We start from the raw sequence: 24,130 nt of genomic DNA, 5'->3' as shown, positions 1-24,130 counted from the left end.
TCGGGGCGCGGGAGACGGTGCCGCGTGCGGGAACGGAGACTGGTCATGGCAGACAGCACCGGCAAGTTCGGCGTTGGCGGACTGCATCATCTCGGCATTCCAAATCGCCGACAATTCTTCCAGCTCGGCGCAGGCGCCGCGGCCGGATGGACGCTTTCAGGCAGCGCCTTTGCGCAGACGGAGCGTCCGGGCAATCCGCCGGGCAAGCCGCGGGGGCAGGTGATCGCAGCGCTGTCGCAGGAGCCGACCGTCTTTCATCCGCTGATGCCCGGCATCGAAGTCGACCAGGGCCTCTGGTGGCAGGTGTTCTCGCCGCTCTGGTTCATCGATCCCGACGGAAAGTTCGTTCCCGATCTTGCCCGCGAAGTCCCGACGATCGAGAACGGTGGGCTTTCGGCCGATGGCCTCACCTGGAAGATCAAGCTGCGCAGCGATGCGAAGTGGCACGACGGTACGCCGTTCACGGCCGACGACGTCAAGTTCTCGCTCGAGCTGAACAACAATCCCGACTTTCGCGCGCGCAGCCGTGTCGGCCACAACCTGGTCAAGGACATCACGATCGTCGCGCCTGACGAGATTCATTGGCGAATGGAAGCCCCCTATTCGCCCTACATGTCGATCCTGTCGCTCACCTTCATGGTGCCAAAACATATCCTGGAGAAGGCCTCCGACCCGAACGCTTCGCCGTTTCACAATTCGCCGGTCGGCACCGGGCCGTTCCGCTGGGGCGAGCGCGTACCCGGCGACCATATCCAGTTAATTGCCCATGCGGGTTACCACGGCAAGGGACCTTATCTCGAACGCGTGGTCTTCAAATACATCCCGGATCTTACCGTTCTCTACACCCAATTCCGCACCGGCCAGGTCGACTACACCGGCCTGCAAGGCATCCTGCCGAACTTCGTGCAGGAGGCAAAGACGCTGAAGGCGCGCAAGATCTTCGTCTCGTCGACGTCCTCGGTGGAGCACATCGCACCCAATCTGGAGTTCGGCGCCTTCGCCGACCGCACGGTGCGCGAGGCACTCTATCTCGCCATCAACAAGCAAGCGATCATCGATGCGCTCAACTACGGCCTGCCGACGCAGACCGAGAGCTTCGTGCCGCAGCAGGCCTGGTCGTTCCAGCAAGGCCTGCCGCAGCACAAATTCGATCCGACCAAAGCCAATGCGCTGCTCGATGCGGCCGGCTGGGTTCGCGGCTCCGGCGGCGTGCGCGAGAAGGGCGGGGTGAAGCTCGAATTCACCAACTCGACGACATCGGGCAATGCCGTGCGCGAGCAGACCCAGCAACTCCTGATTCAGGACTGGCGCGCGATCGGCGCGGCGATGCGGGTGAACAACATGCCCGCCGCCGTGATCTGGGGCGATTTCTGGCAACAGTCGAAGTTCAACTCGGTGATCGTAGGAGTGAACTTCATGCTGGGCAGCGATCCCGACGTGACGCCGCGCTTCGGCTCCGGTGCGATTCCAGCCAAGGGCGGCCGTGGTTACAACACTTATCAATACCAGAGTGCGGACGCCGATCGGCTGCTCGCGCAAGGCGCCAAGCAATTCGATCTCGCGCAGCGCAAGACCACCTATGGTGATCTGCAAAAGCTCATCCGCAACGACTTCGCGATCCTGCCGCTGTTCCAGGGCTTCATCGCCGAGGGCGTGAAGGAGGGCCTGCAAGGCTTCCGTCCTAACATCAACACCTCGAGCAATTGCTGGAACATCCGCGAATGGTACTGGGCCTGATGCCTCAGGCTGGCTGGATCGCCTGAGATGGCTCGTTACGTTGCCAATCGCCTGGCGCAGGCGGCGATGCTCTTGGTGATCGTCTCCGCGATCGGCTTCGCCCTCCTGCATCTGGCGCCCGGCGGTCCGCTGTCGCAATTCGCGGCCTCCGCACAGATGACGCAGGAGGATCTCGACCGCGTCACCAGACAGCTCGGGCTCGATCGCCCGTTGCCGATCCAGTATCTCGATTGGCTCGGCCGCATGCTAAAAGGCGACTGGGGCAAATCCTATCGCGACGGTGAGGCGGTGCTGTCGGTGATCTCCTCGCATCTCGGCGCGACGCTAGAACTGATGACGACGGCGACCATCATCGCCGTGCTGCTCGGCTGCTGGATCGGCATACTTGGCGCGCTCCGGCGATATTCGCTATTCGACTCGCTCGCGACCGTCGGCGCCATGATCGCGTTGTCGATCCCGACCTTCTGGTTCGGTCTTGTCACTATCTACGTCTTCTCGGTAACGCTCGGCTGGCTGCCGGCGGGAAACCGCGAAACCGTCGGCGACGGCTCCTTCCTCGACCTGCTGCATCACCTGATCGCGCCGGCGATGGTGCTGGCGCTGGTCGAGACCGCGATGTGGGGCCGCTTCATGCGCTCCTCCATGCTCGAGGTCATCAACCAGGATTACATTCGCACCGCGCGTGCCAAGGGCATGCCGGAATGGCGGATACTCACTGTGCACGCGCTGCGCAACGCGCTGCTGCCGATGATCACGGTGGCAGGCCTCCAGTTTCCGACGCTGCTCGGCGGCGCGCTGGTGGCGGAGACCGTGTTCACCTGGCCCGGCATGGGCCGGCTGTTTCTCGATTCCATCGGTTATCGCGACTATCCCGTGGTGATGGGGATTCTGATGTTCTCGGCGACCATGGTGCTGATCGGCTCGCTGATTGCCGACATCCTCTATGGCGTCGTCGATCCGCGCATCCGGGTAGGCTAGGCGATGGCGACGGCTGCTCTCTCCACCGCTCAACCCGCCCCCGGCCAGGCCGCGTGGCGGCGATTCTGCCGCCACCGGCTCGCGCTCGCGGGCGCGGTGATCATTCTGGTGCTCGTCCTCGGCTCGGCGCTCGGTCCCTATCTGCTGCCGTTCGACGACACCTATATCGACATCATGAAGCGGTTTGCACCGCCATTCACGGGCGCGCACATCCTCGGCACGGACGAGCTCGGCCGCGACGTGCTGGCGCGGCTGATGATGGGCGCACGCGTCTCGCTCTCGATCGGCATCGTCGCCATGGTGATGGCGATGATGATCGGCATCGTCGTCGGCGCCTTCGCCGGCTTCTATGGCGGCGTGGTCGGCACGGTGCTGATGCGGCTCGTCGATGCCGTGCTGTGCTTTCCGACCATCTTCCTGCTGCTGGCGCTGGCGGCGCTCACCGAGCCCGGCCTCGTCACTACCACCGTGCTGATCGCGGCGACCGCCTGGATGTGGGTGGCGCGCGTCGTCGAGGCCCAGGTGCGCTCGCTGCGGGAACGCGAGTTTGCGGTGGCTGCACTGGCCTTCGGCTCGTCGAACCTGCGGATCATGTTCCGCGAGCTCGTGCCCAATGCGGTCGCGCCGATCATGGTGGCGGCGACGCTCAACGTCGCCAACGCGATCCTGCTGGAATCCTACCTCAGCTATCTCGGCTACGGCATCCAGCCGCCGGCCGCGAGCCTCGGCAACATGCTCAACAACGCGCAGATCTATCTCACCAGCGCCCCGTGGCTCGCGATCGCGCCGGGCGTCGCCATCACGCTGGCCGTGACGAGCTTCAATTTCCTCGGTGACGGCCTGCGCGACGCGCTCGATCCGCGGATGAACATCCCATGATCGCCAAATTTGCTTCGATCGAACTGAATATCTGGAGTGTCCCGTGTCCCCGCCGCTCAACCGTATAAACAGCGACGAACGCCTGCCGGCGCAGGTGGACGTCGTCGTCATCGGCGGTGGCGTCATCGGCGTCTCCGCTTCCTATCACCTCGTGAAGAAAGGCCTCTCCGTCGCGCTGGTCGAGAAGGGCCATGTCGGCGGCGAGCAGTCGAGCCGCAATTGGGGCTGGTGCCGCCAGCAGGGCCGCGCGCGTGAGGAGATTCCGCTGGCGCGTGAGGCTTTGCGGCTATGGGAGGACATGCAGAACGACGCCGGTGTCGATGCCGGCTTCCGCCGCACCGGCGTGCTGTTCCTGACCAAGAACAAGGACGAGCTCGCGAGCTGGGAGCGCTGGGCCGCGACCGCGCGCGAGATGCAGGTCCATTCGACCGTGCTGACGCCGGCCGAGGTCGCCGAGCGCATGCCGGGCAATACCGACAAATGGGTCGGCGGCCTGCACACCCCGAGCGACGGCCGCGCCGAGCCGTCGATGGCCGTGCCCGCGCTCGCCACCGCCGCGCGAAAGCACGGCGTCACCATCCATCAGGGCTGCGCCGCGCGAGGACTGGAGACGCAAGGCGGGCGCGTCAGCGCCGTCGTCACCGAGAAGGGCACCATCCGCACGCAAGCCGTGCTGCTGTCGGGCGGGGCGTGGTCGTCGCTGTTCTGCCGCCGGCATGGCATCGAGCTGCCGATCGGCCTCGTCAACGCCACCGCATGCCGGACGACGCCGGCGCCGGAGATTACCTCGGGCGCGCTCGGCACCGATCTCTACTGTATCCGCCGCCGTCTCGACGGCGGTTTTACGCTGGCGCTGCGCAACCGTGGCACGGTCGAGCTGTCGCCGGACCTGTTCCGCTATGCGCGCACCTTCTGGCCGACCTATCTGCATCGCCGCAACGGCCTGAAGATGTCGTTCGGCAAGTCGTTCTTCGATCAGCTCGCGCGCGGCACCAGCTGGAGCTTCGACAAGCCGTCACCGTTCGAGACCGAGCGCGTACGCGATCCCGAGCCCGACATGTCGCTGGTCACCGCCGCGCTGGCCTCGCTGATCAAGGCAACTCCTGAGTTGAAGGACATCGAGATCGCGGAAGCCTGGGGCGGCACCATCGATTGCACGCCGGACACGATCCCCGTGATCTCGCCGGTCGATGCGCTGCCGGGCTTCTTCCTCGCCACGGGCTTCTCCGGCCACGGCTTCGGCATCGGTCCCGCCGCCGGCAAGCTCGCCGCCGACATCGTCACCGGCGCGACGCCGCTGGTCGATCCCGCCGCCTACAGCCACAAGCGCATGATCGACGGCCGGCGTCTCGCGCCGGTCAGCCCGTTTTGAGGGCGGCATGACGGTTCTCTACAAGGCCAACATGGTGCGCGGCGCGGAATGGGCGGCCTTCTTCGCCGAGCGCGCGCCGCATCTGCCGTTCCGGCTGTGGCCTGACATCGGCGATCCCGCTGACGTCCGCTATCTCGTGGCGTGGGTCCCGCCGGATGACATCGCAACGATCCTTCCCAACCTCGAACTGGTCTTCTCGGTCGGCGCGGGTGTCGACCAGTTCGACGCCACCAAACTTCCGGCTCATATTCCGCTGGTCCGCATGCTGGAGCCCGGCATCGCCGAGACCATGGTCGAATACGTCACCATGGCTGTGCTCGGCCTGCATCGCGACCTCCTGCAGTTCATCCATCAGCAGAAGGAGCAGGTCTGGCGCGAGATCCGGATCACGCCGGCCAAACGTCGTCGTGTCGGTGTGATGGGGCTCGGCCAGCTCGGCCAGGCCGTGCTTGAACGCCTCAAGGCATTCGAATTTCCGCTTCTCGGCTGGAACCGCTCGCCGCGAGAAATCGCAGGTGTGGCCTGTTACGCCGGCACGGACACCTTGCCAAATTTCCTGGCACAATCCGACATTCTGGTTTGCCTGCTGCCATTGACCGACGAGACCCAGGGCATCCTCAACGCCGATTTGTTCGCGCGCCTGCCGCGCGGGGCAGGGCTCGTCAATGTCGGGCGCGGTCCGCATCTGGTTGAAGCCGATTTGCTCGCGGCGCTCGACAGCGGCGCGCTGTCGGGTGCGGTGCTCGACGTCACCGATCCCGAGCCGCTGCCCGCGGGCCATCCATTCTGGAGCCACCCGCGCATCCTGCTGACGCCGCACAATGCCAGCATGACGAGCCCGGACACGGCCGTCGATTTCGTGCTCAATGTCATCGCACGTCACCGCCGCGGCGAAGAGCTGCCGGGGCTGGTGGACCGTACGCGTGGTTATTAGGGAATCCGCATGAGCGTCGGCGCACCCAGACCTGACCAAGTCGCTGCCGAAGCGCAGGCGTCCGTGCTGTCGGTCTCAGGCCTCACGACCTCGTTCATGCGCGAGCGGCAATCGATCCCGGTTGTTCGCGACGTTTCCTTCGAGATCGCGCCGCGCGAAACCGTCGCGATCGTTGGCGAGTCCGGTTCGGGCAAGAGCGTCACCGCGCTCTCGATCATGCGGCTCATTCCCAAAGAGAGCGGCCGGATCGAGGGCCGCATCATGCTTTCTGGCCGCGATCTGCTGACGCTGCCCGAAGCTGATATGAAGGACATTCGCGGCAACGATGTCGCGATGATCTTCCAGGAGCCGATGACGAGCCTCAATCCGGTGCTCACGATCGGCTTCCAGATCGCGGAAGCGCTGATCCAGCATCGCGGCCTGTCGCGTGCCGCGGCGGAAGCCGAGACCATCCGCCTGCTCGACCGCGTCCGCATTCCCGCGGCAAAATCGCGCTTCCACGAGCATCCGCATCATTTCTCCGGCGGCATGCGCCAACGCGTCATGATCGCGATGGCGCTGGCCTGCAGGCCAAAACTCCTGATCGCGGACGAGCCGACCACCGCGCTCGACGTCACCATCCAGGCCCAGATCCTGGAATTGCTGAAGGAGCTTCAGCAGGAGGAGGGGATGTCGATCCTCTTCATCACCCACGACATGGGCGTGGTCGCCGAGATCGCCGACCGCACCGTGGTGATGTATGGCGGGCAGGCGGTGGAGACCGACGCCACGTCGCGTATTTTCGCCGCACCCTCGCATCCCTATACGCGCTCACTGCTCGCGGCCGTGCCGCGACTGGGCTCGATGGACGGCCGGACGCGGCCGATGCGTTTTCCGATCGTCGACAAGGTCACGGGCACCTCGGACGAACCGGCGGAGACGCCGGACACGGTGTCGAATGCGGAGCGTCCGCTGTTGGAGGTGTCAAATCTCACCACGCGCTTTCCGATCCGCTCGGGCCTGTTCGGAAGAGTGTCGGGCCGCGTCCATGCGGTCGAGAACATCTCCTTCACCTTGCGCGCCGGCGAGACGCTGGCACTGGTCGGCGAATCCGGCTGCGGCAAGTCGACCACGGGCCGCTCCATCCTCAAGCTGACCGAGCCCGACGCCGGCACCGTCCTGATCGACGGCCAGGACGTGCTCGCCATGAACGGCCATACCTTGCGCGATTTCCGCAGGCACATGCAGATCGTGTTTCAGGATCCGTTCGCGAGCCTCAATCCGCGCATGTCAGTGGGAACGGCGATCGCAGCCCCGCTGCTCGCCAACGGTCTCGCCACCGCCGCGCAGGCGCGCGACAAGGTCGCCGATCTCCTCGTGCGCGTCGGCCTCACCGCCGACATGGCCGCGCGCTTTCCGCACGAGTTCTCCGGCGGCCAGCGCCAGCGCATCTGCATCGCGCGCGCGCTCGCGCTCGGGCCAAAATTGATTGTCGCGGACGAAGCGGTCTCCGCGCTCGACGTCTCGGTCAAGGCGCAAGTCGTCAATCTGATGCTCGATCTTCAGGCCAGCATGGGGCTCGCCTATCTCTTCATTTCCCACGACATTGCGGTGGTCGAGCGCATGAGCCATCGCGTCGCGGTGATGTATCTCGGCGAGATCGTCGAGATCGGCCCGCGGGCTGCTTTGTTCGGCAACCCGCAGCATCCCTACACCAAGAAGCTGATGGCTGCCGTTCCCGCGCCCGACCCCGCGCGCCGCGGCACCAGGCGCGAGGTCGCCAACGACGAGATCAGAAGCCCGGTGCGCGCGGCCGACTACCAGCCGCCGGCGCGGCAATATCGCGAGGTCTCACCCGGCCATGTCGTGCAGGTCTGGGGCGAGGAGTGGTCGGCGTGACTGCGAGTTTCCCGCGTCCTCCGGAAATCGTGACCCGATGGAGCGACAGGGAACAGCGGTCTGTGAACCGCTTCATAGTCCATCCCTCACGTTTTGAATTACCACTCCCGCAAGAAATTGCCGCACCCGGAGCTATCGACAGGCACGGGTGAGTTGCAATGCCTGCGCAGCCGCGTGCTCGCAGCTTTGGATTGGCTCCTCGCCTTCGCGAGCAAGCCAGCCTCGTCACTCAGCACAGATCTTTCAGAAATTGGAATCAAGGGCGTCGAGAACCGCGTCGCGGCAGATTCTATTCGGGGTCGGCCAGTAGGCTGCCAATTACTCAGAAGGAGCCCCCAATGAAGATAAGCAGCGCAATTTCCAGCGCATTCTCCCTCACAAGGTACGTCGGCAGTCTTCGGATCGCCCGTTCCAGTCTGATCAAGTCGGCCCATATCCTGGAAAGAATTGGGCTGGCAGCCGTTGGAGCCTCTTGCGGCCTCTATGTGGGTGCGACTCTGTTGCGTCAGAAAGACGGACTGTTTGAAAACGGCTGGATCGTGCTGATAACAATGCTCTACGGAGCTCTCAGCTACTATCTCGGAATTGATTTGTCCGGCAATGTCGCGCGGCGACCGGAATCGAGTATCTCGGAAGATTGGAACGGTTCCGAATCGGCTGAAATCATGAGTGCGGCCGGAACGTTCGGCGCAGCTATTGCCGCAACTCTGTCCGTCAGCATTCTTGTCCTTGATCAAAATCTATCCAATGGCCTGATCAGCTTGGTCGCCGGCTGTTGGGCGGTTGGCTCTTCGCTTCAGGTTGCGGCGGGCACGATGGCCCGCAGCCACGAAGCACCGATGAAAGAGCAATGAAAAAGTGCGCTCACGGAGAGACGTCCCCGTGGCACTTATGTGAGCACGAGCCGCAGAGTTGGTCGGCCTCAGATCTGGAGTGAGTCGTAGCGACTCAGCGCAACCTCTGCCGTCCAACGCTCGTTTTGGCTGCAAGGAATCGCGGTTACGAATTCACGTGCACGAAATCCCGCAGCAGCGGATAGATCTCGTTATTCCAGCGCTTGCCGGAGAACACGCCGTAATGGCCGACGCCAGCCTGCATGTGATGGACGCGGCGATAGGCGCGCACGCCGGTGCAGAGATCTTGCGCCGCGAGCGTCTGGCCGATCGAGCAGATGTCGTCCTTCTCGCCCTCGACCGTCATCAGCCCCATGCGGCCGACGGCCCTGGTATCCACCGGACGGCCGCGATGCATCAGCTTGCCCAGCGGCAGTAGGTGCTCTTGGAAGACGTCGCGCACGGTCTCGATGTAGAACTCGGCGGGCAGGTCCATCACCGCAAAATATTCGTCGTAGAAGGTCTTGATGCTCGCGGCTTTCTCCTTCTCGCCCTTGGCGATGTGGTTGGCGAGGTCCATGTGCTGCTTGATGTGACGCTCGAGGTTCATCGAGACGAACGCGGTGAGCTGCACGAAGCCGGGATAGACTTTCCGCAGCGCGCCGCGGCACTGCACCGGCACGTAGTTGATCAGGTTCTGCTCGAACCATTCGATCGGCTTGCTCTTGGCGAAGTCGTTGACCTTGGTCGGCTGGATGCGCGTGTCGATCGGCCCCGCCATCAGCGTCAGCGTCGCCGGCCGCGACGGATGGTTGCCTTCGCACATGATCGCCGCGGCCGCGAGCGCCGAGACCGAAGGCTGGCAGATCGCCACCATGTGCGGGCGCGGGCCCAGCTGTCCGAGGAAATCGATCAGATGCTCGGTGTAGTCGTCGAGCCCGAAGCAGCCTTCGCTGCGCGGGATATCGCGCGGATTGTGCCAGTCGGTGATGTAGACGTCGTGGTCCTGCAGCAGAGTCTTCACCGTGCCGCGCAGCAGCGTAGCAAAATGGCCGGACATCGGCGCCACCAGCAGCATGCGCGGCTGCTCGGTCACGCCGTCCTTTTTGAAATGCAGCAGCGAGCCGAACGGCGTCGCGTAGGCGACCTCCTCGGTCACGCCGATCTCGCGATTGCCCACCATCACGCTGTCGATGCCGTAGGCCGGGCGATGATAGGTGAGGGTGGAGCGCGAGATCAGCTCCAGCGCGGCCGAGAGCCGGCCGACGACCTGATCCGACATGCCCTGCGGCACCAAATTGAGGAATTTGAGCGCGGACGAAGCTCCCGCCCGCCACGGCGCCGTCAGGTCCATCTGGTTCTGAAAAGCCTGATAATACATCGACATCATACTGAAGCGCCCACCTGTCCGATGTGGTCATGCAATATCGGAGCCAGAAGCGCGTTGGGCCTTTCTCAGAATTGGCACGTCGCTTGCTGCTTGTTCGGCCGGAAACGTGTGAGGGAAGAGCCCTATGGCGAAGGCGACATTGACCATCAGCAGCAAGAACTACTCGTCCTGGTCGCTGCGTGGCTGGCTGCTGACGAAGTTTTCCGGGCTCGATTTCGAGGAGATCGTCACCGCACCGGACGACGCCTCGGCGCGCGCCGAAATTCTGCTGCTGTCATCCTCGATCCTGGTGCCGTGTCTGCGCCATGACGGCGCCACCGTCTGGGATACGCTCGCCATCGCCGAATATCTCAACGAGGTGATGCCGGACGCCGGCCTGTTGCCGGCGGATCGCGTCCAGCGCGCGCATTGCCGCTCGATCTCGGGTGAAATTCATTCCGGCTTCACCACGCTGCGCGCCTCGCTGCCGGTCAATCTGAAGGGACACTTCCCCGGCTTCAAGATCTGGTCGCGCGCGCAGGCCGACATCGACCGGGTCTGGTCGATCTGGCGCGACTGCCTGGTGAAGTCGGGCGGCCCTTTCCTGTTCGGCGAGACGCGCACCATGGCGGATGCGATGTACGCCCCCGTGGTGACGCGCTTCGTCACCTATGACGTCAAGCTCGAGCCACCTCTGAAGGCCTATGCCGATACCATCATGGCGATGGACGAGATGAAGGAATGGATCGCGGCGGCGAAGGAAGAGCCGGCCGAGATCGAGGAGCTCGAGGTCGAATATTAGGCAGACGGCGCCCAGCCCTGCCTGTTTCCAGGGCGGGCTGCGGCCCGCGTCCTCGTCGACCTCTATGTCTTTGCCATCGTTAACTTTTGCTGCCGGTAATTGGCGCGGGCGGTTCTTGCGCCGCGCAGATATTGTGCGCCCCGGCCGCGCCTTGTCGACATCTAGCCGTGAACAGCCGCGTACGGGACCATTCGGCTGATTCGGACGTGATTCGTTCGGGCCGCGTTCCGTTCGTTAAGGCGGAGCGCGGCCCCGTTGCATTTTGAGACAGACGAACGCCGTCAGGCCACGCCAGAATGCTTCATACGCGGCACGCGCCAGCCGATGACGGTGGCTTCCACCGGGACGCCGGCCGCGTCGTTCTGCCAGCGACCTTCGACATAGCGGCAGGCGAACGGCAGTTGGTACGTTCCACTGTGGTCCTCGCACAGCACTTCGACCGGCAGGCCAGGTGGCGGCTCTCCGGCGCCATCGAATTCCGCCAGACGTCTATCACGCGTTGCCATTCCAAAAATCTCCCCTAATCAAAGCCGCGGAAAGAGCGCCCACTTCTCCCGCGCGCGGTTCATTGCTCCCCGTCCGAGGGAACAACCCAAGCTCAACGCGAGAATGCGGTACGAGTGTGGTAGCCTCACGCGGCTGCGCGCAATAGGCGCACATTGCCGTGATTAATTTGATGAGGAACCTGAATGCCGCGCACGCTCGCCGCCGTTTGTTTCGCCATGTTACTGCTCGTCGCGCATACGCGGGCCTTGGCGCAGGACGCGCCCGGCATCGAGATCTGCACGGTCGAGAAGACCATGGAGCGGCGCACCAGCTGCCTGCAGAGCAATGTCGACTTTCTCCAGAAGACCATCACCAAGCTCAATCTCGACCACCAGCAGAAGATCGATGCCGCCAATCGCCAGATCGACGCGCTGAAGGTGACGCTCGCAGGCCTTCAGAAGACCATCGGCGATCTCCAGGCGGCCCAAGTGAAGCAGGCGGACGATCTGAAGAAGAAGCAGGACGCGCCGCCGCCGAAGGATGCGAAGGAGAAGTAGACGCCGCGGCACGAGAGCAATCCCGATCAAGCGAGGCGCAGGGTGACTGCGCATCATTGCAAACGCTTCGAACGAGAGCCGTAACTCATGAACCCAGCCCAGCGCGCGCTCTGGTACATCGAAAGCCATCTGGCCGAGCCGATGACGCTCGACGAGATCGCTGCGATCGCTGGCGTGTCGCGGTTCCACATGGTCCGTGCGTTTGCCGCAGCCACCGGACTGTCGGTGATGCGTTACGTGCGCGCACGGCGGCTAAGTGAAGCGGCGCGCAGTCTCGCCAAGGGCGCGCCGAACATTCTGTCGCTGGCGCTGGAGGCGGATTACGGCTCGCACGAAGCATTCACCCGCGCGTTCCGCGACCAGTTCGGCACCACGCCCGAAGCGGTGAGGGCGGCAACGTGCGTCAACCAGATCAAGCTTCAGGAGCCGATCCTCATGGAGTCCACCATGCTCGACAACCTCAAAGCGCCGCGTTTCGAAACCGCAAGGGCCTTCCTCGTCGCCGGCCTTGCCGAGCGCATCTCCTGCGACAACGGCGCGGCCATTCCTGGCCTGTGGCAGCGCTTCCATCAGGAGGTCGCCGATATCCCCGCACGCGTCGGTAACCTCGCCTACGGCGTCTGCTGCAACGGCGACGATGCCGGAAATCTCGATTACATCGCCGGCGTCGAGGTCGCCGATTTCTCCGATCTGCCGCGCCGCTTCGGCCGCATCCGCATTCCCGAGCAGCGCTACGCGGTGTTCACCCACACCGAGCATATCTCCTCGATCCGCCGCACCGTCAGCACAATCTGGAATCAGTGGTTGCCGGCCTCGGGCCTGAAGGCCGCGGATGCGCCGAACTTCGAGCGCTATGACGAGAAGTTCGACCCTGTCACAGGCAATGGTGGCCTTGAAATCTGGATACCTGTGCGGGAGTAGCGCTGCAACGCTGGCATACCATCCCGCTTGCTTGGCAAGGGGGACCTACTTTGTCATAACCGCTGGCAAAACTTGCCAGCGGGGCCCGTGCCGGACATCCCGAGCAAGCCATAACAAGCAGCCGGGAGGGTCCCCCCAATGTCCACTGCCACGTCCAACGTCCGCGTTCTCGCCACCGATCTCGAATTTCCGGAAGGGCCGGTCGTGATGCCGGACGGCTCGGTGGTGCTGGTGGAAATCCGCGGCCAGCGCCTGACCCGCGTTTATCCCGACGGCCGCAAGGAGATCGTCGCCAAGGTGCCGGGTGGCCCGAATGGCGCAGCGCTCGGCCCCGACGGAAAAATCTACATCTGCAACAATGGCGGCTTCTCCTGGATCCCGACCCGCAATATGATCATGCCGGGCCCGCAGCCGGAGGACTATCTCGGCGGCTCGATTCAGCGCGTCGATCTGCAATCCGGCAAGGTCGAGACCGTCGTCACCAAATGCGGCGAGCACGATCTGCGCGGACCGAACGATCTCGTGTTCGACAAGCATGGCGGCCTCTGGTTCTCCGACCTCGGCAAGCGTCGCGCGCGCGAGATGGATGTCGGCGGCATGTATTACCTCAAGCCCGGCATGAAGGAGATCGTCGAGGTCGTGCATGGCGTGCTGCCGGCCAACGGCATCGGGCTCTCGCCGGACGAGAACACCGTCTACATCGCTGAGACGCCCACGGGGCGGCTCTGGGCCTACGAGCTCTCCGCGCCAGGCACGCTGAAGCCGCGCGATGCGATCTATCGCGGCGAGCGCGGCAAGCCGATCTGCGGCCTCGGCGGCTACCAGATGTTCGACTCGCTCGCGGTGGAAGCCAACGGCAATGTCTGCGTCGCCACCCTCGTCTCCGGCTGCATCTCGGTGATCGCGCCCGACGGCACCCTGGTCGAGCAGGTCCCGACCGGCGACCGCGTCACCACCAACATCGCCTTCGGCGGCCCTGAGCTGAAGACGGCCTACATCACGCTGTCAGGTAGGGGCGAGCTCGTCGCCATGGATTGGCCGCGCGGCGGTTTGCCGTTGAATTTTCTGAATAAGTGAGCCAAGCCGTCATTGTACGGGAGGCGAGGCAACTCTCAGACCCTCACCCTGAGGAGCGCGCATCTGGCGCGCGTCTCGAAGGGCGAGGCCACTGGTGGGGCCTTCATCCTTCGAGACGCTTGCTTCGCAAGCTCCTCAGGATGAGGGTCTTGCAGTCTGGATCGCTTCGCTCCTCGCAATGACGACACGTAAGGAGAGATTTCGATGCCCTGGCCTGATCCGATCACCCTGCGTGGACAGCACGCCCGTCTCGAGCCGCTGTCGAAAGAGCATCGCGAGGGGCTGGTGGAGGCCGTGAAGGACGGCGAGCTCTACACGATCTGGTACACCGCGATCCCGACGCCGGAGAACGTGGCCAAGGAGATCGACCGCCGCCTGAGCCTGCAGGCCGCGGGCTCGATGCTGCCGTTCACCGTATTCGACGCCGGCGGCAACATCGTCGGCATGACGACCTACATGAACATCGATGCCACCAACCGCCGCGTCGAGATCGGCTCGACCTGGTACGGCAAAAGCGCGCAGCGCGGGCCGCTGAACACGCAGTGCAAGCTGTTGCTGCTCACCCACGCCTTCGAGACGCTGAACTGCATCGCGGTCGAATTCCGCACGCATTTCTTCAACCACCAGAGCCGCCGCGCCATCGAGCGCCTCGGCGCCAAGCAGGACGGCATTTTGCGCAGCCACCAGGTCGCGCCGAACGGCACGCTGCGCGACACCGTCGTGTACAGCATCACCGCTGCGGAATGGCCGACGGTGAAGGCGCATCTCGAATATCAACTCAACGACAAGCCGCGCTGAGGGCGGCCGAGGCACCATGGATAGATTTGACTATGTGATCATCGGCGCGGGCTCGGCCGGTTGCGTCCTCGCCAGCCGGCTCAGCGAGGACCCCAACACCAGCGTCTGCGTGCTGGAGGCGGGTCCGAGCGATTGGCACCCCTACATTCACCTGCCGGCGGGTTTCATCAAGACCTTCCACATGAAGAGCGTCAATTGGGCCTACCAGCAGGAGGTCGGACCTTACACCGGCGGACGCAGCATCTATGCGCCGCGCGGCAAGACGCTCGGTGGCTCGTCCTCGATCAACGGCCACATCTACAATCGCGGCCAGCGCATGGATTTCGACACCTGGGCGCAAATGGGCAATCGCGGCTGGGGTTATGCCGACGTGCTGCCGTATTTCAAGCGGCTGGAGAAGCGGGTCGGCGAGGGCGACAACACTTTTCGCGGGCGCGACGGCAACCTCACCGTCACCACCATGGATTGGCGCGACCCGCTCTGCGAAGCCTTCATGGAAGGCGCGGTCTCACTCGGGATTCCCCGCAACCCCGACTACAACGGCAAGATTCAGGAGGGCGTCTCCTACTGCCAGCGCACCATCGACAAGGGCCTGCGCGTGTCCGGCTCGACCGCGTTCCTGAAGCCCGCGATGAAGCGGCCCAACGTGCATGTGCAGACGCATGCGCATGCAACCGAGATCATTTTCGAGGGCAAGCGCGCCGTCGGCGTGCGCTACACCAAGGGCGGCAAGGGCGGTACACCGGTCGAGGTTCGCGCCAACAAGGAAGTGATCCTCTCCGGCGGCACCTATAATTCTCCACAGCTCTTGCAGTTGTCCGGCATCGGCTCGCCCGATCTGCTCGGTGCCCACGGCATCCAGGTGCGTCACGCCCTACCCGTCGGCGAAGGCCTGCAGGACCACTACGCCCCGCGCACCGTGGCGCGCGTCAAGGACATCAAGACCATCAACGAGCTTCGTCGTGGTTTCTCGCTGTGGATCGAAGCGCTGAAATGGGCGACCGCGCGCCGCGGCCTGCTCTCGCTGTCGCCGACCATGGTCTATTGCTTCTGGCATTCCGGCGAGAGCGCTGACTCGTCCGATCTCCAGCTCACCTTCACGCCCGCCTCTTATAAAGAAGGCGTGCAGGGCCAGCTCGAGGACGAACCGGGCATGACAGTGGCCTCCTGGCAGCAGCGCCCGGAGAGCCGCGGCTATGTCCGCATCCGCTCCAGCGATCCGTTCGCGCCGCCGATCATCCAGACCAATTATCTCGACGCCGAGCTCGACCGCCGCGTCATCGTCGGCGGCATGAAGCTCGCGCGGAGGCTTTTGAAGTCCGCGCCGCTGTCGCCTTATTATGCCTACGAGGATTTTCCGGGTCCAAACATCAACACCGACGACGAGTTCCTGGCCGCCGCCACCGAGCGCGGCACCACCACCTTCCACCCCGGCTGCACCTGCCGCATGGGCCCGGCGGACAGCACATGGGCAGTCGTCGACGACCAGCTCCGCGTCCACGGGCTCGAAGGCCTCCGCGTGATCGATGCCTCCGTCATGCCGCGCATGATCTCGGCGAATTTGAATGCCTCGACCATGATGATCGCCGACCGTGCCTCGGACCTGATCCGCGGCAAGGCGCCGATGGAAGCGGCACGGATACCGGATGTAGCGGTGGCGTGAGCCGAACTTCGCCTCTCCCCGCCTGCGGGGAGAGGCCGGATCGCAGCGAAGATGCGATCCGGGTGAGGGGGACTCTCCGCGAGTCAGCTTTTCCCTTCACAGTCTATTTCGTAACTACAAAATGTATTTGACTGCCAGCTAAATCGTAGCTACATTAAAAGACAATGAAAATCGTCTGGGACGAGCCGAAACGCCTCGCCAATCTCGACAAGCACGGTTTGGATTTCGCCGATCTCAACGAGACATTCTTCGAAAATGCGCTGGTCGTTCCTTCGTATAAGGACAAGCGCTGGGTCGCGATCTGCAAAAGCATCCGGGGTGTCATCGTGGTCGTGTTCGCCCGGCTGGGACGCGAGGGTGTCAGCATCATCAGCATGCGACCGGCAAGCCGCAGCGAAAGGAGACTTTATGCCGAACGCTAAAAAGAAGTCAGGCTACACCAAGAGAGATCTGCGCGAGGTCAGCGACAATCCCGAGCTGACAAAGGCCGATTTTGCCAAGGCGCGGCCATTCTCCGAAGTCTTCCCCGATCTCAGCGCGTCCATCCGCAGAGGGCGAGGCCCGAATAAGGCACCGACAAAAAAGCTCGTCTCGTTGCGCCTAAGTCCGGAGGTGGTCGAGCATTTCAAATCGACCGGGCCAGGCTGGCAATCGCGGATCGACGAGACCTTGCGCAAGGCGGTCAAGCGCAAGGCGTCGTGAGAATGCTGCGCCAGATCGTGGAAGATTTCGATGCAAGATTCAGGTGACGTGCTGGAACGATTGGAGCGGTGGTATGCGGCCCAATGCAACGGGGATCGGGAGCATACCTACGGCGTGAAATTGGATACGCTCGATAATCCTGGCTGGACGTTCAAGGTTGACCTTACCGATACATATCTCCTTGGTCGCAGCTTTGAGAAGATCGAGGAGGAGCAGAACGACGACCATACTGATTTCTTCCACTGTGAGGTCAAGGGTCGGCAATTCGTCGGCTATTGTCCCCCCAGTCGGCTTCGCGAAGTGATTTCGATTTTCCTGAACTGGGCTGAAGCGCCAGCCTCGGATTAGCCCGCAGGGTGGGTGGCTTCGTCCGCATCCGTGCCCGTCGGGCAAAACACCCCGTCAACCCCACCGCGCAAAAATATTCCACTTTGCCGAAATTCGGAATTGCGGCATAAGTCGAAACAGCCCGGCCCGACGAAGAGGGGCGGTTCGCGAGTCGTTCGAAACGCGGGCCGGGTTGCGGTGGACGCGGCAGCGTCGGCACGAAAGGGTGCGGGCAGGGCGGGTAGTCCCTGTGAGCTCGAGACCCGCGTGTGGACGAACGGCGCTGAGCGCGTACGGCAAAACCGTGTGGTCCCGGCCGTCGTCGCTACGGTCAAGCCTATCGCGGAGGTGTGGAGCGCCTAACCGGGTCAACCACATCGTCAATTCGCGGGGCGAGGGAGGCCAGAAGGAATTCGGCTCCCGGGAGAGCACGGCATAAGCCGTCAACCCACTGCGCAGGGACACCGGTGATTGGAGCGAGAGCGAAGCGCTATCGAAGGAACGCCCTTACACTTCCCTTCGGCTCAAGAACGCCAGCCGCTCGAACAGATGCACGTCCTGCTCGTTCTTGAGCAACGCGCCGTGCAGCGGCGGGATCAGTTTGCGCGGGTCGCGTTCGCGCAGCTGCTCGACGCTCATGTCTTCGTTGAGCAGCAGCTTCAGCCAGTCGAGCAGCTCCGAGGTCGACGGCTTCTTCTTCAGGCCGGGCACCTCGCGGACCTCGAAGAAGATGCGCAGCGCTTCCTCGACGAGGCGCTTCTTGATGCCGGGGAAGTGGACGTCGACGATGCGGCCCATCGTGTCGGCATCGGGGAACTTGATGTAGTGGAAGAAGCAGCGGCGCAGAAACGCGTCCGGCAGCTCCTTCTCGTTGTTGGAGGTGATCATCATGATCGGGCGCTGCTTGGCCTTGATGGTCTCGCCGGTCTCGTAGACATGGAATTCCATGCGATCGAGCTCGAGCAGCAAATCGTTCGGGAATTCGATGTCGGCCTTGTCGATCTCGTCGATCAGCAGCACCGGGCGCTGCTCGGCCGCGAAGGCGTCCCACAGCTTGCCGCGCTTGATGTAGTTCTTGATGTCGGAGACTCTGCTATCACCGAGCTGGCTGTCGCGCAGGCGCGACACCGCGTCGTATTCGTAGAGGCCCTGCTGCGCCTTGGTGGTGGACTTGATGTGCCAGGTCAAAAGCGGTGCGTTCAGCGCCTTCGCCACTTCCTCCGCCAGCACCGTCTTGCCGGTGCCAGGTTCGCCCTTGATGAGGAGCGGGCGCTCCAGCACGATCGAGGCATTGACCGCGACCTTGAGATCGTCGGTCGCAACATAGTCCTTGGTGCCGGTAAATTTCATTGCACGTCCTTGTTGGTCGTCGGCCGAAGCGGTCTCCGGTCGCGACATGGGAACGGCCGCGCGTGGCGGCCGTTCCTGGTTCAGTCAGGCTTTCAGACCCGTTTTATCAGCGAAAGGATGACGAGCACAATCACCGGGCCAATCCCGCCACGTGGACAATCGTGTCTGGGCGCGGCCCAGGGACGCGCCGGCACGGCCCCTTGACGCCAGCCGCCTGAAAGGCAATCTGTCACCCATGTTCCTGCAATTCTTCACCTCTCTGCGCGATGCGCAGGTCCCTGTGACGCTGCGCGAATACCTCACGCTGATGGAGGCGCTCGACGCTGATCTGTCGGATTATTCGGTCGAGAGTTTCTACTATCTGTCGCGCACCTCGCTGGTGAAGGACGAGCGCAATCTCGACAAGTTCGACCGCGTCTTCGGCACCGTGTTCAAGGGGCTGGAAAGCCTGCTCGACGCCATGGAGAAGGCGGAGATCCCCGAGGAGTGGCTGAAGAAGCTCGCCGAGAAATATCTCAGCGAGGAAGAGAAGAAGCAGATCGAGGCCATGGGCTGGGACAAGCTCATGGAGACCTTGAAGAAGCGCCTCGAGGAGCAGAAGGGCCGGCACCAGGGCGGCTCGAAATGGATCGGCACCGCCGGCACGTCGCCGTTCGGCGCGCATGGCTACAATCCCGAAGGCGTCCGCATCGGCCAAGAGAAGAACCGCAACAACCGCGCCGTGAAGGTGTGGGACAAGCGCGAGTTCAAAGACCTCGACGGCAATGTCGAGCTCGGCATCCGCAACATCAAGGTGGCGCTGCGCCGCCTGCGCAAGTTCGCGCGCACCGGTGCGCCGGATGAGCTCGATCTCGACACCACCATTCGCGAGACCGCCAATCACGGCTATCTCGACGTTCACATGCGTCCTGAGCGGCGCAACGCGGTGAAGCTGCTGGTGTTCTTCGACATCGGCGGCTCCATGGATTCGCATATCGAGCAGGTCGAGGAGCTGTTCTCGGCGGCCAAGAGCGAGTTCAAGCACATGGAGTATTTCTACTTCCACAACTGCCTCTATGAAGGCGTGTGGAAGCAGAACAAGCGCCGCTTTACCGACCGCACCCCGACCTGGGACGTGCTGCACAAATATCCGCACGACTACAAGGTCGTGTTTGTCGGCGACGCCTCGATGTCGCCTTATGAGATCATGGTGCCAGGCGGCTCGGTCGAGCACGTCAACGAGGAGCCCGGCTCGGTCTGGCTCGACCGCATCGTCCGGACCTATCCGCATACGGTGTGGCTCAATCCGGTCGCCCAGAAGCATTGGGACTATTCGGAATCGACTACCATCATCAAACGCATCTTTGCCAACCGCATGTACCCGATCACGATCGAGGGTCTGGAGGGGGCGATGAAGGAATTGACGCACTGAGATGTGCTGTCATTCCGGGGGCGCGCGTAGCGCGAACCCGGAATCTCGAGGTCCCGGGTTCGATGCTTTGCATCGCCCCGGAATGACGGAAGAGAAGAAGGGAGAAGCACATGCCCCAAAACATCACCCGTGGCATCAAGGCGCTGATCGACGAGGCCAATGCCGAGATCGAGACGCTGACCGCCAAGGACGCGATCGAGATCTCCAAGAACGGCGACGTCGTCATCGTCGACATCCGCGACCCCCGCGAGATCGAGCGCGACGGCCGCATCCCCGGTGCATTCTCCTGTACGCGCGGCATGCTCGAATTCTGGATCGATCCGCAGAGCCCCTACGCAAAACCGATCTTCCAGGAAGACAAGAAGTTCGTCTTCCACTGCGCTGGCGGCCTGCGCTCTGCGTTGGCGGCCAAGACCGCAAAGGACATGGGCCTCAAGCCCGTCGCCCACATCGCCGGCGGCTACGCCGCCTGGCGCGACGCCGGCGGCCCGACGGAGCAGTGGGAGCCGAAGAAGAAGGGGTGAGGTGCTTCGCTGTGGCTCCAATCTCCGGTGTCATTCCCCGCGAAGGCGGGGAATCCAGTACGCCGCGGCCTATCGGTCGAATCACAACCGTCTCGGAGTACTGGATCGCCCGGTCCCGGCTCCGCCAAGGCTACGCCGAGGCCCACGTCGGCGCTCGGCACGCCGAAGCTTCAGCGAAGGCGGCAAGCCGGGCGATGACAGCGGAGTTTGACGCGCACAGCTTCAACCTCACTCGCGCTACGCGCCCCGGAATGACCACAAGGAAAAGCGAATGACCACCGATCCCCTCGTCTCCACCGAATGGCTCGCCGCCCACATCAACGACGCCAACGTCAAGGTGCTCGACGCCAGCTTCAAGCTGCCGGGCGTGCTACCGCTGCCGAAGGATGATTATCTCGCCGCGCATCTGCCGGGCGCGGTGTTCTTCGACGTCGATGCGGTGTCGGACCATTCCAACCCGCTGCCGCACATGTATCCGAGCGCCGAGCAGTTCGGCCGCGATGTCGGCAATCTCGGCATCTCCAATGCCGACACGGTCGTGCTCTACGATGCCGGCGGCTGGGTCGCCGCGCCGCGCGCATGGTGGATGTTCCTGGCCTTCGGCCACAGCAATGTGCGCATTCTCAATGGCGGCCTGCAGAAGTGGCGCGCCGAGGGGCGCGCCGTCGAGAGCGGCGAGGTCAAGCCGAAGGCTGCGACGTTCAAGGCGAGCTATGATCCGAAGCGCGTACGCAGCATGCAGCAGCTGATCGCCAATGTCGAAAGCCGTGCCGAGCAGGTGATCGACGCTCGCGCTGCCGATCGCTTTGAAGGCCGCGCCCCCGAGCCGCGCGCAGGCATCCGCTCCGGTCACATCCCCGGCGCGCGCAACGTGCCTTATAATCAGCTGTTCGATGCCGCGACCGGCACGATGAAGCCGCTCGAGGATCTGCGCGCCGCCTTCACCGGCGCCGGCGTGAAGCTCGATGCGCCGATCGTCACGAGCTGCGGCTCCGGCGTCTCCGCCGGCGTGCTGACGCTCGCGCTCTATCGCTTGGGGGTCACCGACACCGCGCTCTATGACGGCTCATGGTCGGAATGGGGCCAGGAGAAGGGCCCGCCGATCGCGACCGGGCCGGCGTAAGGTCAGCGCGTGCGCGTGGCCGTCGTGGCGAGCGTCTGCTGCTGCTGGCCGAACGGATCGAGTGCCTGCCGGACCGGCTGAGGTGGCGGCCGCCGCACGATGCGGTGACGCTTCTTCTTGTGCGCGCGGGGCTTGCTGTCGGGCGCCGCGCTGCCGGCCTTGGTCTTCGCCGGCGCGAGGTCGTTCAGCGCGGCCACTCTGGCTGCTGCAATGTCGCTCACGCGCGATGCCAGCGCCGGCGTCGCGGTGCGCGGCACGTCGGTGGCGTTGACGGTTGGCGCGGGTGTTGTCGTCGCGGTGGAAGCTGCCGCGTCGGCCGCGGTCAGTGTGTCGGTCGGCGCGGGAGCCGCAGCTTCGCTCTTGGCTGGCTCGGGGGCTGGCGCTTCGGTGGCGGGCGGCGCTGTCGCTGGGGGCGCGATGGCGGCGACCTCTGGCTCAGGCTGGGGCTCGGATTGGGCCTTGGCCTCGAGCGTCACTGCGGCCATCTGCTCGGGGCCGGTCTCGACCGCGGGCAGGCCAATGCTCGGGACCTGCTCTGGCACCGCAGACGTCGGCTCATTGGTCGCCGGCGCGACCGGCTCGACGCGGAGCGCCGCGAGCACCGGCTGGGCCGGTTCGGGGGCCTGCGCGAACACCTGCTCCTGCGGGCCGTTCCGCCACGAGGGGTTGCTGACATACTGCTCGTGGCTCGCCCGCAGCAGCGAGGCGGCCCCTAAGCCGAATACCAGGATGGAGGCTGACAGCAGAATCGCGGCAAGCAGGAAGCGGAAGCCGGGAAGCATTGACGGGTTACGAATTTCCGCCCCGGCGGCTCGCCAGGGCCCATGAGCCATCTGAACGCGGTGACGGTACTGAGCGCCGGCTTCGCCACGCGGAGATTCGAGCTCAAATCGGTGGCGAATCAGGCTGATTCGAACATATCGCAACGTTCCCGCGCCGTTCCGTAAAAATCGGGGCTGATGACTCCGGCAATCTACGGCGTGATGCGATTTCCGCCCCGTGATGCAACGGGGCAACTGTGTGCGATTGCATCACAAATCGCTAAATCAGGCACAAATCAGCCTGTCATGTCTTGAATGTGCCGCTATCTTCGGTCATCTGGCCGTTAACGGCTCGGACGGGGCCTAGGGGCTATACAAGAGCGATGATGATCAAACACTTTCTGACGATATGCGCTGCCGCAACAGTCGCTGCGGCGGGAACCTCGCTCGCACAAGCCCAGAGCTATCCGGTTCAGCAGGCGCCGAGCTACGGCGCTCCGGCCGAATACCGGCCCGGCGACCGCACCCCGAATTTCGACGCGCTGGACGATGAAGACGACGCGATGCCGCAGGCCTCGCTGCCGCCGCCCGGTCCGGCTGACGATCCGCGCTACGGCCGCCCGGCCGGCGCTCCCCCGGTCTATTCGGCCGCCCCGCCGCAGGGCCCGGTGATGTCGCCGGATGATCCGCGTTACGGCCGTCCGGCTGGTGCTCCGCCCGTTTATTCCGCCGCCCCGCCGCAGGGTCCGGTGATGTCACCCGATGATCCGCGCTATGGCCGCCCCGCTGGCGCGCCCGCGGTGATCTATGCCGACCGTCCGGGCCAGGCGCCCGCCAGCGACGGCATGCGTCCGCCAGAAGCCGTCGGTGGCCCGGCCGCGACCGGAGTGGTCTCGCAGCCGCCCGCCGCAGGTGCCAGTGGCCGGCCGATGTCGGTCGCGTCATTGCCGCCCGAGGAGCAGCCTGACGCGGCACCGGCGCAGCTGGCGCCGAACCTGCGTCGCCAGGAGGTCGCGTTCCAGACCAAGGAGCCGGCCGGCACCATCGTGGTCGATACGCCGAACACCTACCTCTATTACGTCCTCGGCAATGGCCGCGCGATCCGCTACGGCGTCCGCGTCGGCCGCGACGGCTTCACCTGGACCGGCGTGCAAAAGATCACCCGCAAGGCCGAGTGGCCGGATTGGCATCCGCCGGCGGAAATGATCGAGCGCCAGCCCTATCTGCCGCGCTTCATGGCCGGTGGCGAAGGCAATCCGCTCGGCGCCCGCGCGATGTATCTCGGCTCGACCGTGTATCGCATCCACGGCACCAACCAGCCCTCGACGATCGGCAAGTTTGTCTCCTCCGGCTGCATCGGCATGCTGAACGAAGACGTCTCGGATCTGTTCGACCGCGCCAAGGTCGGCACCCGCGTGGTGGTGATGCAGGGCGGTACTGCACCGGGAACGGCGACTGCTTCGGCGGCGCCTGCGCCCGGTCCGGCTCCGATGGCCGCCCAGGCAGGTCCGGTTCCGGGTACGCAGCCGACGGTGGTGCCGCCGCTACCCGCGCCAGTCACGGTGCGCTAACTCTCTTCGTCAGAGCTGATTGAATCAGCGGCGCGTGTGCTTCGGCCACGCGCCGCTTTCGTTTGATGCATGCCCGT

Annotated in this window: 24 protein-coding genes; 20 read left to right on the top strand and 4 right to left on the bottom strand. The window is 64.2% G+C overall.

What is annotated here, in order from left to right; all coding sequences use genetic code 11:
• The first annotated feature begins 45 nt into the window (after positions 1-45).
• From JJC00_RS30420 to JJC00_RS30390, 7 genes are all read left to right on the top strand, one after another.
• On the top strand, positions 46-1,737 hold the full coding sequence (locus tag JJC00_RS30420) for a peptide ABC transporter substrate-binding protein (protein WP_200469501.1): 1,692 nt from the start codon (positions 46-48) through the stop codon (positions 1,735-1,737).
• A 27-nt stretch (positions 1,738-1,764) separates the two neighbouring features.
• Entirely contained in the window at positions 1,765-2,715 is a 951-nt protein-coding gene (locus JJC00_RS30415) for an ABC transporter permease (protein WP_200469500.1), read from the top strand.
• A 3-nt stretch (positions 2,716-2,718) separates the two neighbouring features.
• Positions 2,719-3,594, top strand: a complete 876-nt coding sequence (locus JJC00_RS30410) for an ABC transporter permease (protein WP_200469499.1) — start codon at positions 2,719-2,721, stop codon at positions 3,592-3,594.
• A 43-nt stretch (positions 3,595-3,637) separates the two neighbouring features.
• The gene (locus JJC00_RS30405; protein WP_200469498.1) at positions 3,638-4,966 is read left to right on the top strand and encodes an NAD(P)/FAD-dependent oxidoreductase; all 1,329 of its coding nucleotides are present in this window, start codon (positions 3,638-3,640) and stop codon (positions 4,964-4,966) included.
• 7 nt (positions 4,967-4,973) lie between these two features.
• Entirely contained in the window at positions 4,974-5,900 is a 927-nt protein-coding gene (locus JJC00_RS30400) for a 2-hydroxyacid dehydrogenase (protein ID WP_200469497.1), read from the top strand.
• A gap of 9 nt (positions 5,901-5,909) precedes the next feature.
• Entirely contained in the window at positions 5,910-7,778 is a 1,869-nt protein-coding gene (locus JJC00_RS30395) for an ABC transporter ATP-binding protein (RefSeq protein ID WP_200469496.1), read from the top strand.
• A 338-nt stretch (positions 7,779-8,116) separates the two neighbouring features.
• On the top strand, positions 8,117-8,632 hold the full coding sequence (locus JJC00_RS30390) for a hypothetical protein (protein ID WP_200469495.1): 516 nt from the start codon (positions 8,117-8,119) through the stop codon (positions 8,630-8,632).
• 145 nt (positions 8,633-8,777) lie between these two features.
• On the opposite strand, the gene JJC00_RS30385 is transcribed toward JJC00_RS30390, so the two are convergent.
• On the bottom strand, positions 8,778-10,001 hold the full coding sequence (locus tag JJC00_RS30385; RefSeq protein ID WP_200469494.1) for a polyhydroxyalkanoate depolymerase: 1,224 nt from the start codon (positions 9,999-10,001) through the stop codon (positions 8,778-8,780).
• 124 nt (positions 10,002-10,125) lie between these two features.
• Here JJC00_RS30385 and JJC00_RS30380 point away from each other — a divergent pair, with 124 nt between their 5' ends.
• Positions 10,126-10,782 carry a glutathione S-transferase family protein gene (locus JJC00_RS30380; protein WP_200469493.1) on the top strand — a complete coding sequence of 219 codons (657 nt, stop codon included), beginning with the start codon at positions 10,126-10,128 and terminating at the stop codon, positions 10,780-10,782.
• A gap of 281 nt (positions 10,783-11,063) precedes the next feature.
• Here the strand turns inward: JJC00_RS30380 and JJC00_RS30375 are convergent, their stop codons facing one another.
• A complete protein-coding gene (locus tag JJC00_RS30375; RefSeq protein ID WP_027529381.1) occupies positions 11,064-11,288 on the bottom strand; it encodes a hypothetical protein in 225 nt (74 codons plus the stop codon).
• Between the two features lie 183 nt (positions 11,289-11,471).
• Here JJC00_RS30375 and JJC00_RS30370 point away from each other — a divergent pair, with 183 nt between their 5' ends.
• The 8 genes from JJC00_RS30370 to JJC00_RS30335 all read left to right on the top strand — a co-directional run bounded on the left by JJC00_RS30370 (position 11,472) and on the right by JJC00_RS30335 (position 17,334).
• A complete protein-coding gene (locus JJC00_RS30370; RefSeq protein ID WP_200469492.1) occupies positions 11,472-11,825 on the top strand; it encodes a hypothetical protein in 354 nt (117 codons plus the stop codon).
• A gap of 87 nt (positions 11,826-11,912) precedes the next feature.
• A complete protein-coding gene (locus tag JJC00_RS30365; protein WP_200469491.1) occupies positions 11,913-12,746 on the top strand; it encodes an AraC family transcriptional regulator in 834 nt (277 codons plus the stop codon).
• 138 nt (positions 12,747-12,884) lie between these two features.
• Complete coding sequence (locus JJC00_RS30360) at positions 12,885-13,823, top strand: SMP-30/gluconolactonase/LRE family protein (protein ID WP_200469490.1); 939 nt, start codon at positions 12,885-12,887, stop codon at positions 13,821-13,823.
• A 204-nt stretch (positions 13,824-14,027) separates the two neighbouring features.
• On the top strand, positions 14,028-14,621 hold the full coding sequence (locus tag JJC00_RS30355) for a GNAT family N-acetyltransferase (RefSeq protein ID WP_200469489.1): 594 nt from the start codon (positions 14,028-14,030) through the stop codon (positions 14,619-14,621).
• Between the two features lie 16 nt (positions 14,622-14,637).
• Positions 14,638-16,284: a GMC family oxidoreductase gene (locus JJC00_RS30350; RefSeq protein WP_200469488.1), complete on the top strand. Its 1,647-nt coding sequence runs from the start codon at positions 14,638-14,640 to the stop codon at positions 16,282-16,284.
• Between the two features lie 164 nt (positions 16,285-16,448).
• Positions 16,449-16,706 (top strand): BrnT family toxin, encoded by a 258-nt coding sequence (locus JJC00_RS30345; RefSeq protein WP_200469487.1) that lies wholly within the window; start codon positions 16,449-16,451, stop codon positions 16,704-16,706.
• A complete protein-coding gene (locus JJC00_RS30340; RefSeq protein ID WP_200469486.1) occupies positions 16,693-16,986 on the top strand; it encodes a BrnA antitoxin family protein in 294 nt (97 codons plus the stop codon). Before JJC00_RS30345 ends, JJC00_RS30340 begins: the two co-directional genes overlap by 14 nt.
• A 30-nt stretch (positions 16,987-17,016) precedes the next feature.
• Entirely contained in the window at positions 17,017-17,334 is a 318-nt protein-coding gene (locus JJC00_RS30335) for an immunity 53 family protein (protein ID WP_200469485.1), read from the top strand.
• A 486-nt stretch (positions 17,335-17,820) separates the two neighbouring features.
• Here the strand turns inward: JJC00_RS30335 and JJC00_RS30330 are convergent, their stop codons facing one another.
• The gene (locus JJC00_RS30330; RefSeq protein ID WP_200469484.1) at positions 17,821-18,663 is read right to left on the bottom strand and encodes an AAA family ATPase; all 843 of its coding nucleotides are present in this window, start codon (positions 18,661-18,663) and stop codon (positions 17,821-17,823) included.
• 235 nt (positions 18,664-18,898) lie between these two features.
• On the opposite strand from JJC00_RS30330, the gene JJC00_RS30325 reads away from it, so the two are divergent.
• The 3 genes from JJC00_RS30325 (at position 18,899) to sseA (ending at position 21,721) form a co-directional block, all read left to right on the top strand.
• Entirely contained in the window at positions 18,899-20,074 is a 1,176-nt protein-coding gene (locus tag JJC00_RS30325) for a vWA domain-containing protein (protein ID WP_200469483.1), read from the top strand.
• Positions 20,075-20,184: 110 nt separating this feature from the next.
• Positions 20,185-20,598, top strand: coding sequence for a rhodanese-like domain-containing protein (locus tag JJC00_RS30320; RefSeq protein ID WP_200469482.1), 414 nt, complete (start codon positions 20,185-20,187; stop codon positions 20,596-20,598).
• Between the two features lie 271 nt (positions 20,599-20,869).
• On the top strand, positions 20,870-21,721 hold the full coding sequence (gene sseA / locus JJC00_RS30315; RefSeq protein WP_200469481.1) for a 3-mercaptopyruvate sulfurtransferase: 852 nt from the start codon (positions 20,870-20,872) through the stop codon (positions 21,719-21,721).
• Positions 21,722-21,723: 2 nt separating this feature from the next.
• Here sseA and JJC00_RS30310 read toward each other — a convergent pair whose 3' ends face one another.
• Positions 21,724-22,503, bottom strand: coding sequence for a hypothetical protein (locus JJC00_RS30310; RefSeq protein WP_200469480.1), 780 nt, complete (start codon positions 22,501-22,503; stop codon positions 21,724-21,726).
• A 365-nt stretch (positions 22,504-22,868) separates the two neighbouring features.
• Between JJC00_RS30310 and JJC00_RS30305 the strand changes: the two genes are divergently transcribed.
• A complete protein-coding gene (locus JJC00_RS30305; protein ID WP_200469479.1) occupies positions 22,869-24,053 on the top strand; it encodes a L,D-transpeptidase family protein in 1,185 nt (394 codons plus the stop codon).
• Positions 24,054-24,130 lie beyond the last annotated feature (77 nt).

Source organism: Bradyrhizobium diazoefficiens (genome assembly GCF_016616885.1).
Lineage (GTDB): Bacteria > Pseudomonadota > Alphaproteobacteria > Rhizobiales > Xanthobacteraceae > Bradyrhizobium > Bradyrhizobium diazoefficiens_F.
Note: the sequence above shows the minus strand (reverse complement) of the source record. Positions and strands in the feature narration are given on the sequence as shown.

What these genes read in the sequence shown, in the direction of transcription:
- sseA (WP_200469481.1), top strand. Translation starts at nt 20,870, where the DNA reads ATGACCACCGATCCCCTCGTCTCCACCGAATGGCTCGCCGCCCACATC.
- JJC00_RS30415 (WP_200469500.1), top strand. Translation starts at nt 1,765, where the DNA reads ATGGCTCGTTACGTTGCCAATCGCCTGGCGCAGGCGGCGATGCTCTTG.
- JJC00_RS30385 (WP_200469494.1), bottom strand. Translation starts at nt 10,001, where the DNA reads ATGATGTCGATGTATTATCAGGCTTTTCAGAACCAGATGGACCTGACG.
- JJC00_RS30370 (WP_200469492.1), top strand. Translation starts at nt 11,472, where the DNA reads ATGCCGCGCACGCTCGCCGCCGTTTGTTTCGCCATGTTACTGCTCGTC.
- JJC00_RS30305 (WP_200469479.1), top strand. Translation starts at nt 22,869, where the DNA reads ATGATCAAACACTTTCTGACGATATGCGCTGCCGCAACAGTCGCTGCG.
- JJC00_RS30335 (WP_200469485.1), top strand. Translation starts at nt 17,017, where the DNA reads ATGCAAGATTCAGGTGACGTGCTGGAACGATTGGAGCGGTGGTATGCG.
- JJC00_RS30350 (WP_200469488.1), top strand. Translation starts at nt 14,638, where the DNA reads ATGGATAGATTTGACTATGTGATCATCGGCGCGGGCTCGGCCGGTTGC.
- JJC00_RS30345 (WP_200469487.1), top strand. Translation starts at nt 16,449, where the DNA reads ATGAAAATCGTCTGGGACGAGCCGAAACGCCTCGCCAATCTCGACAAG.
- JJC00_RS30375 (WP_027529381.1), bottom strand. Translation starts at nt 11,288, where the DNA reads ATGGCAACGCGTGATAGACGTCTGGCGGAATTCGATGGCGCCGGAGAG.
- JJC00_RS30395 (WP_200469496.1), top strand. Translation starts at nt 5,910, where the DNA reads ATGAGCGTCGGCGCACCCAGACCTGACCAAGTCGCTGCCGAAGCGCAG.
- JJC00_RS30355 (WP_200469489.1), top strand. Translation starts at nt 14,028, where the DNA reads ATGCCCTGGCCTGATCCGATCACCCTGCGTGGACAGCACGCCCGTCTC.
- JJC00_RS30400 (WP_200469497.1), top strand. Translation starts at nt 4,974, where the DNA reads ATGACGGTTCTCTACAAGGCCAACATGGTGCGCGGCGCGGAATGGGCG.
- JJC00_RS30360 (WP_200469490.1), top strand. Translation starts at nt 12,885, where the DNA reads ATGTCCACTGCCACGTCCAACGTCCGCGTTCTCGCCACCGATCTCGAA.
- JJC00_RS30390 (WP_200469495.1), top strand. Translation starts at nt 8,117, where the DNA reads ATGAAGATAAGCAGCGCAATTTCCAGCGCATTCTCCCTCACAAGGTAC.
- JJC00_RS30310 (WP_200469480.1), bottom strand. Translation starts at nt 22,503, where the DNA reads ATGCTTCCCGGCTTCCGCTTCCTGCTTGCCGCGATTCTGCTGTCAGCC.
- JJC00_RS30380 (WP_200469493.1), top strand. Translation starts at nt 10,126, where the DNA reads ATGGCGAAGGCGACATTGACCATCAGCAGCAAGAACTACTCGTCCTGG.
- JJC00_RS30420 (WP_200469501.1), top strand. Translation starts at nt 46, where the DNA reads ATGGCAGACAGCACCGGCAAGTTCGGCGTTGGCGGACTGCATCATCTC.
- JJC00_RS30365 (WP_200469491.1), top strand. Translation starts at nt 11,913, where the DNA reads ATGAACCCAGCCCAGCGCGCGCTCTGGTACATCGAAAGCCATCTGGCC.
- JJC00_RS30325 (WP_200469483.1), top strand. Translation starts at nt 18,899, where the DNA reads ATGTTCCTGCAATTCTTCACCTCTCTGCGCGATGCGCAGGTCCCTGTG.
- JJC00_RS30410 (WP_200469499.1), top strand. Translation starts at nt 2,719, where the DNA reads ATGGCGACGGCTGCTCTCTCCACCGCTCAACCCGCCCCCGGCCAGGCC.
- JJC00_RS30340 (WP_200469486.1), top strand. Translation starts at nt 16,693, where the DNA reads ATGCCGAACGCTAAAAAGAAGTCAGGCTACACCAAGAGAGATCTGCGC.
- JJC00_RS30320 (WP_200469482.1), top strand. Translation starts at nt 20,185, where the DNA reads ATGCCCCAAAACATCACCCGTGGCATCAAGGCGCTGATCGACGAGGCC.
- JJC00_RS30330 (WP_200469484.1), bottom strand. Translation starts at nt 18,663, where the DNA reads ATGAAATTTACCGGCACCAAGGACTATGTTGCGACCGACGATCTCAAG.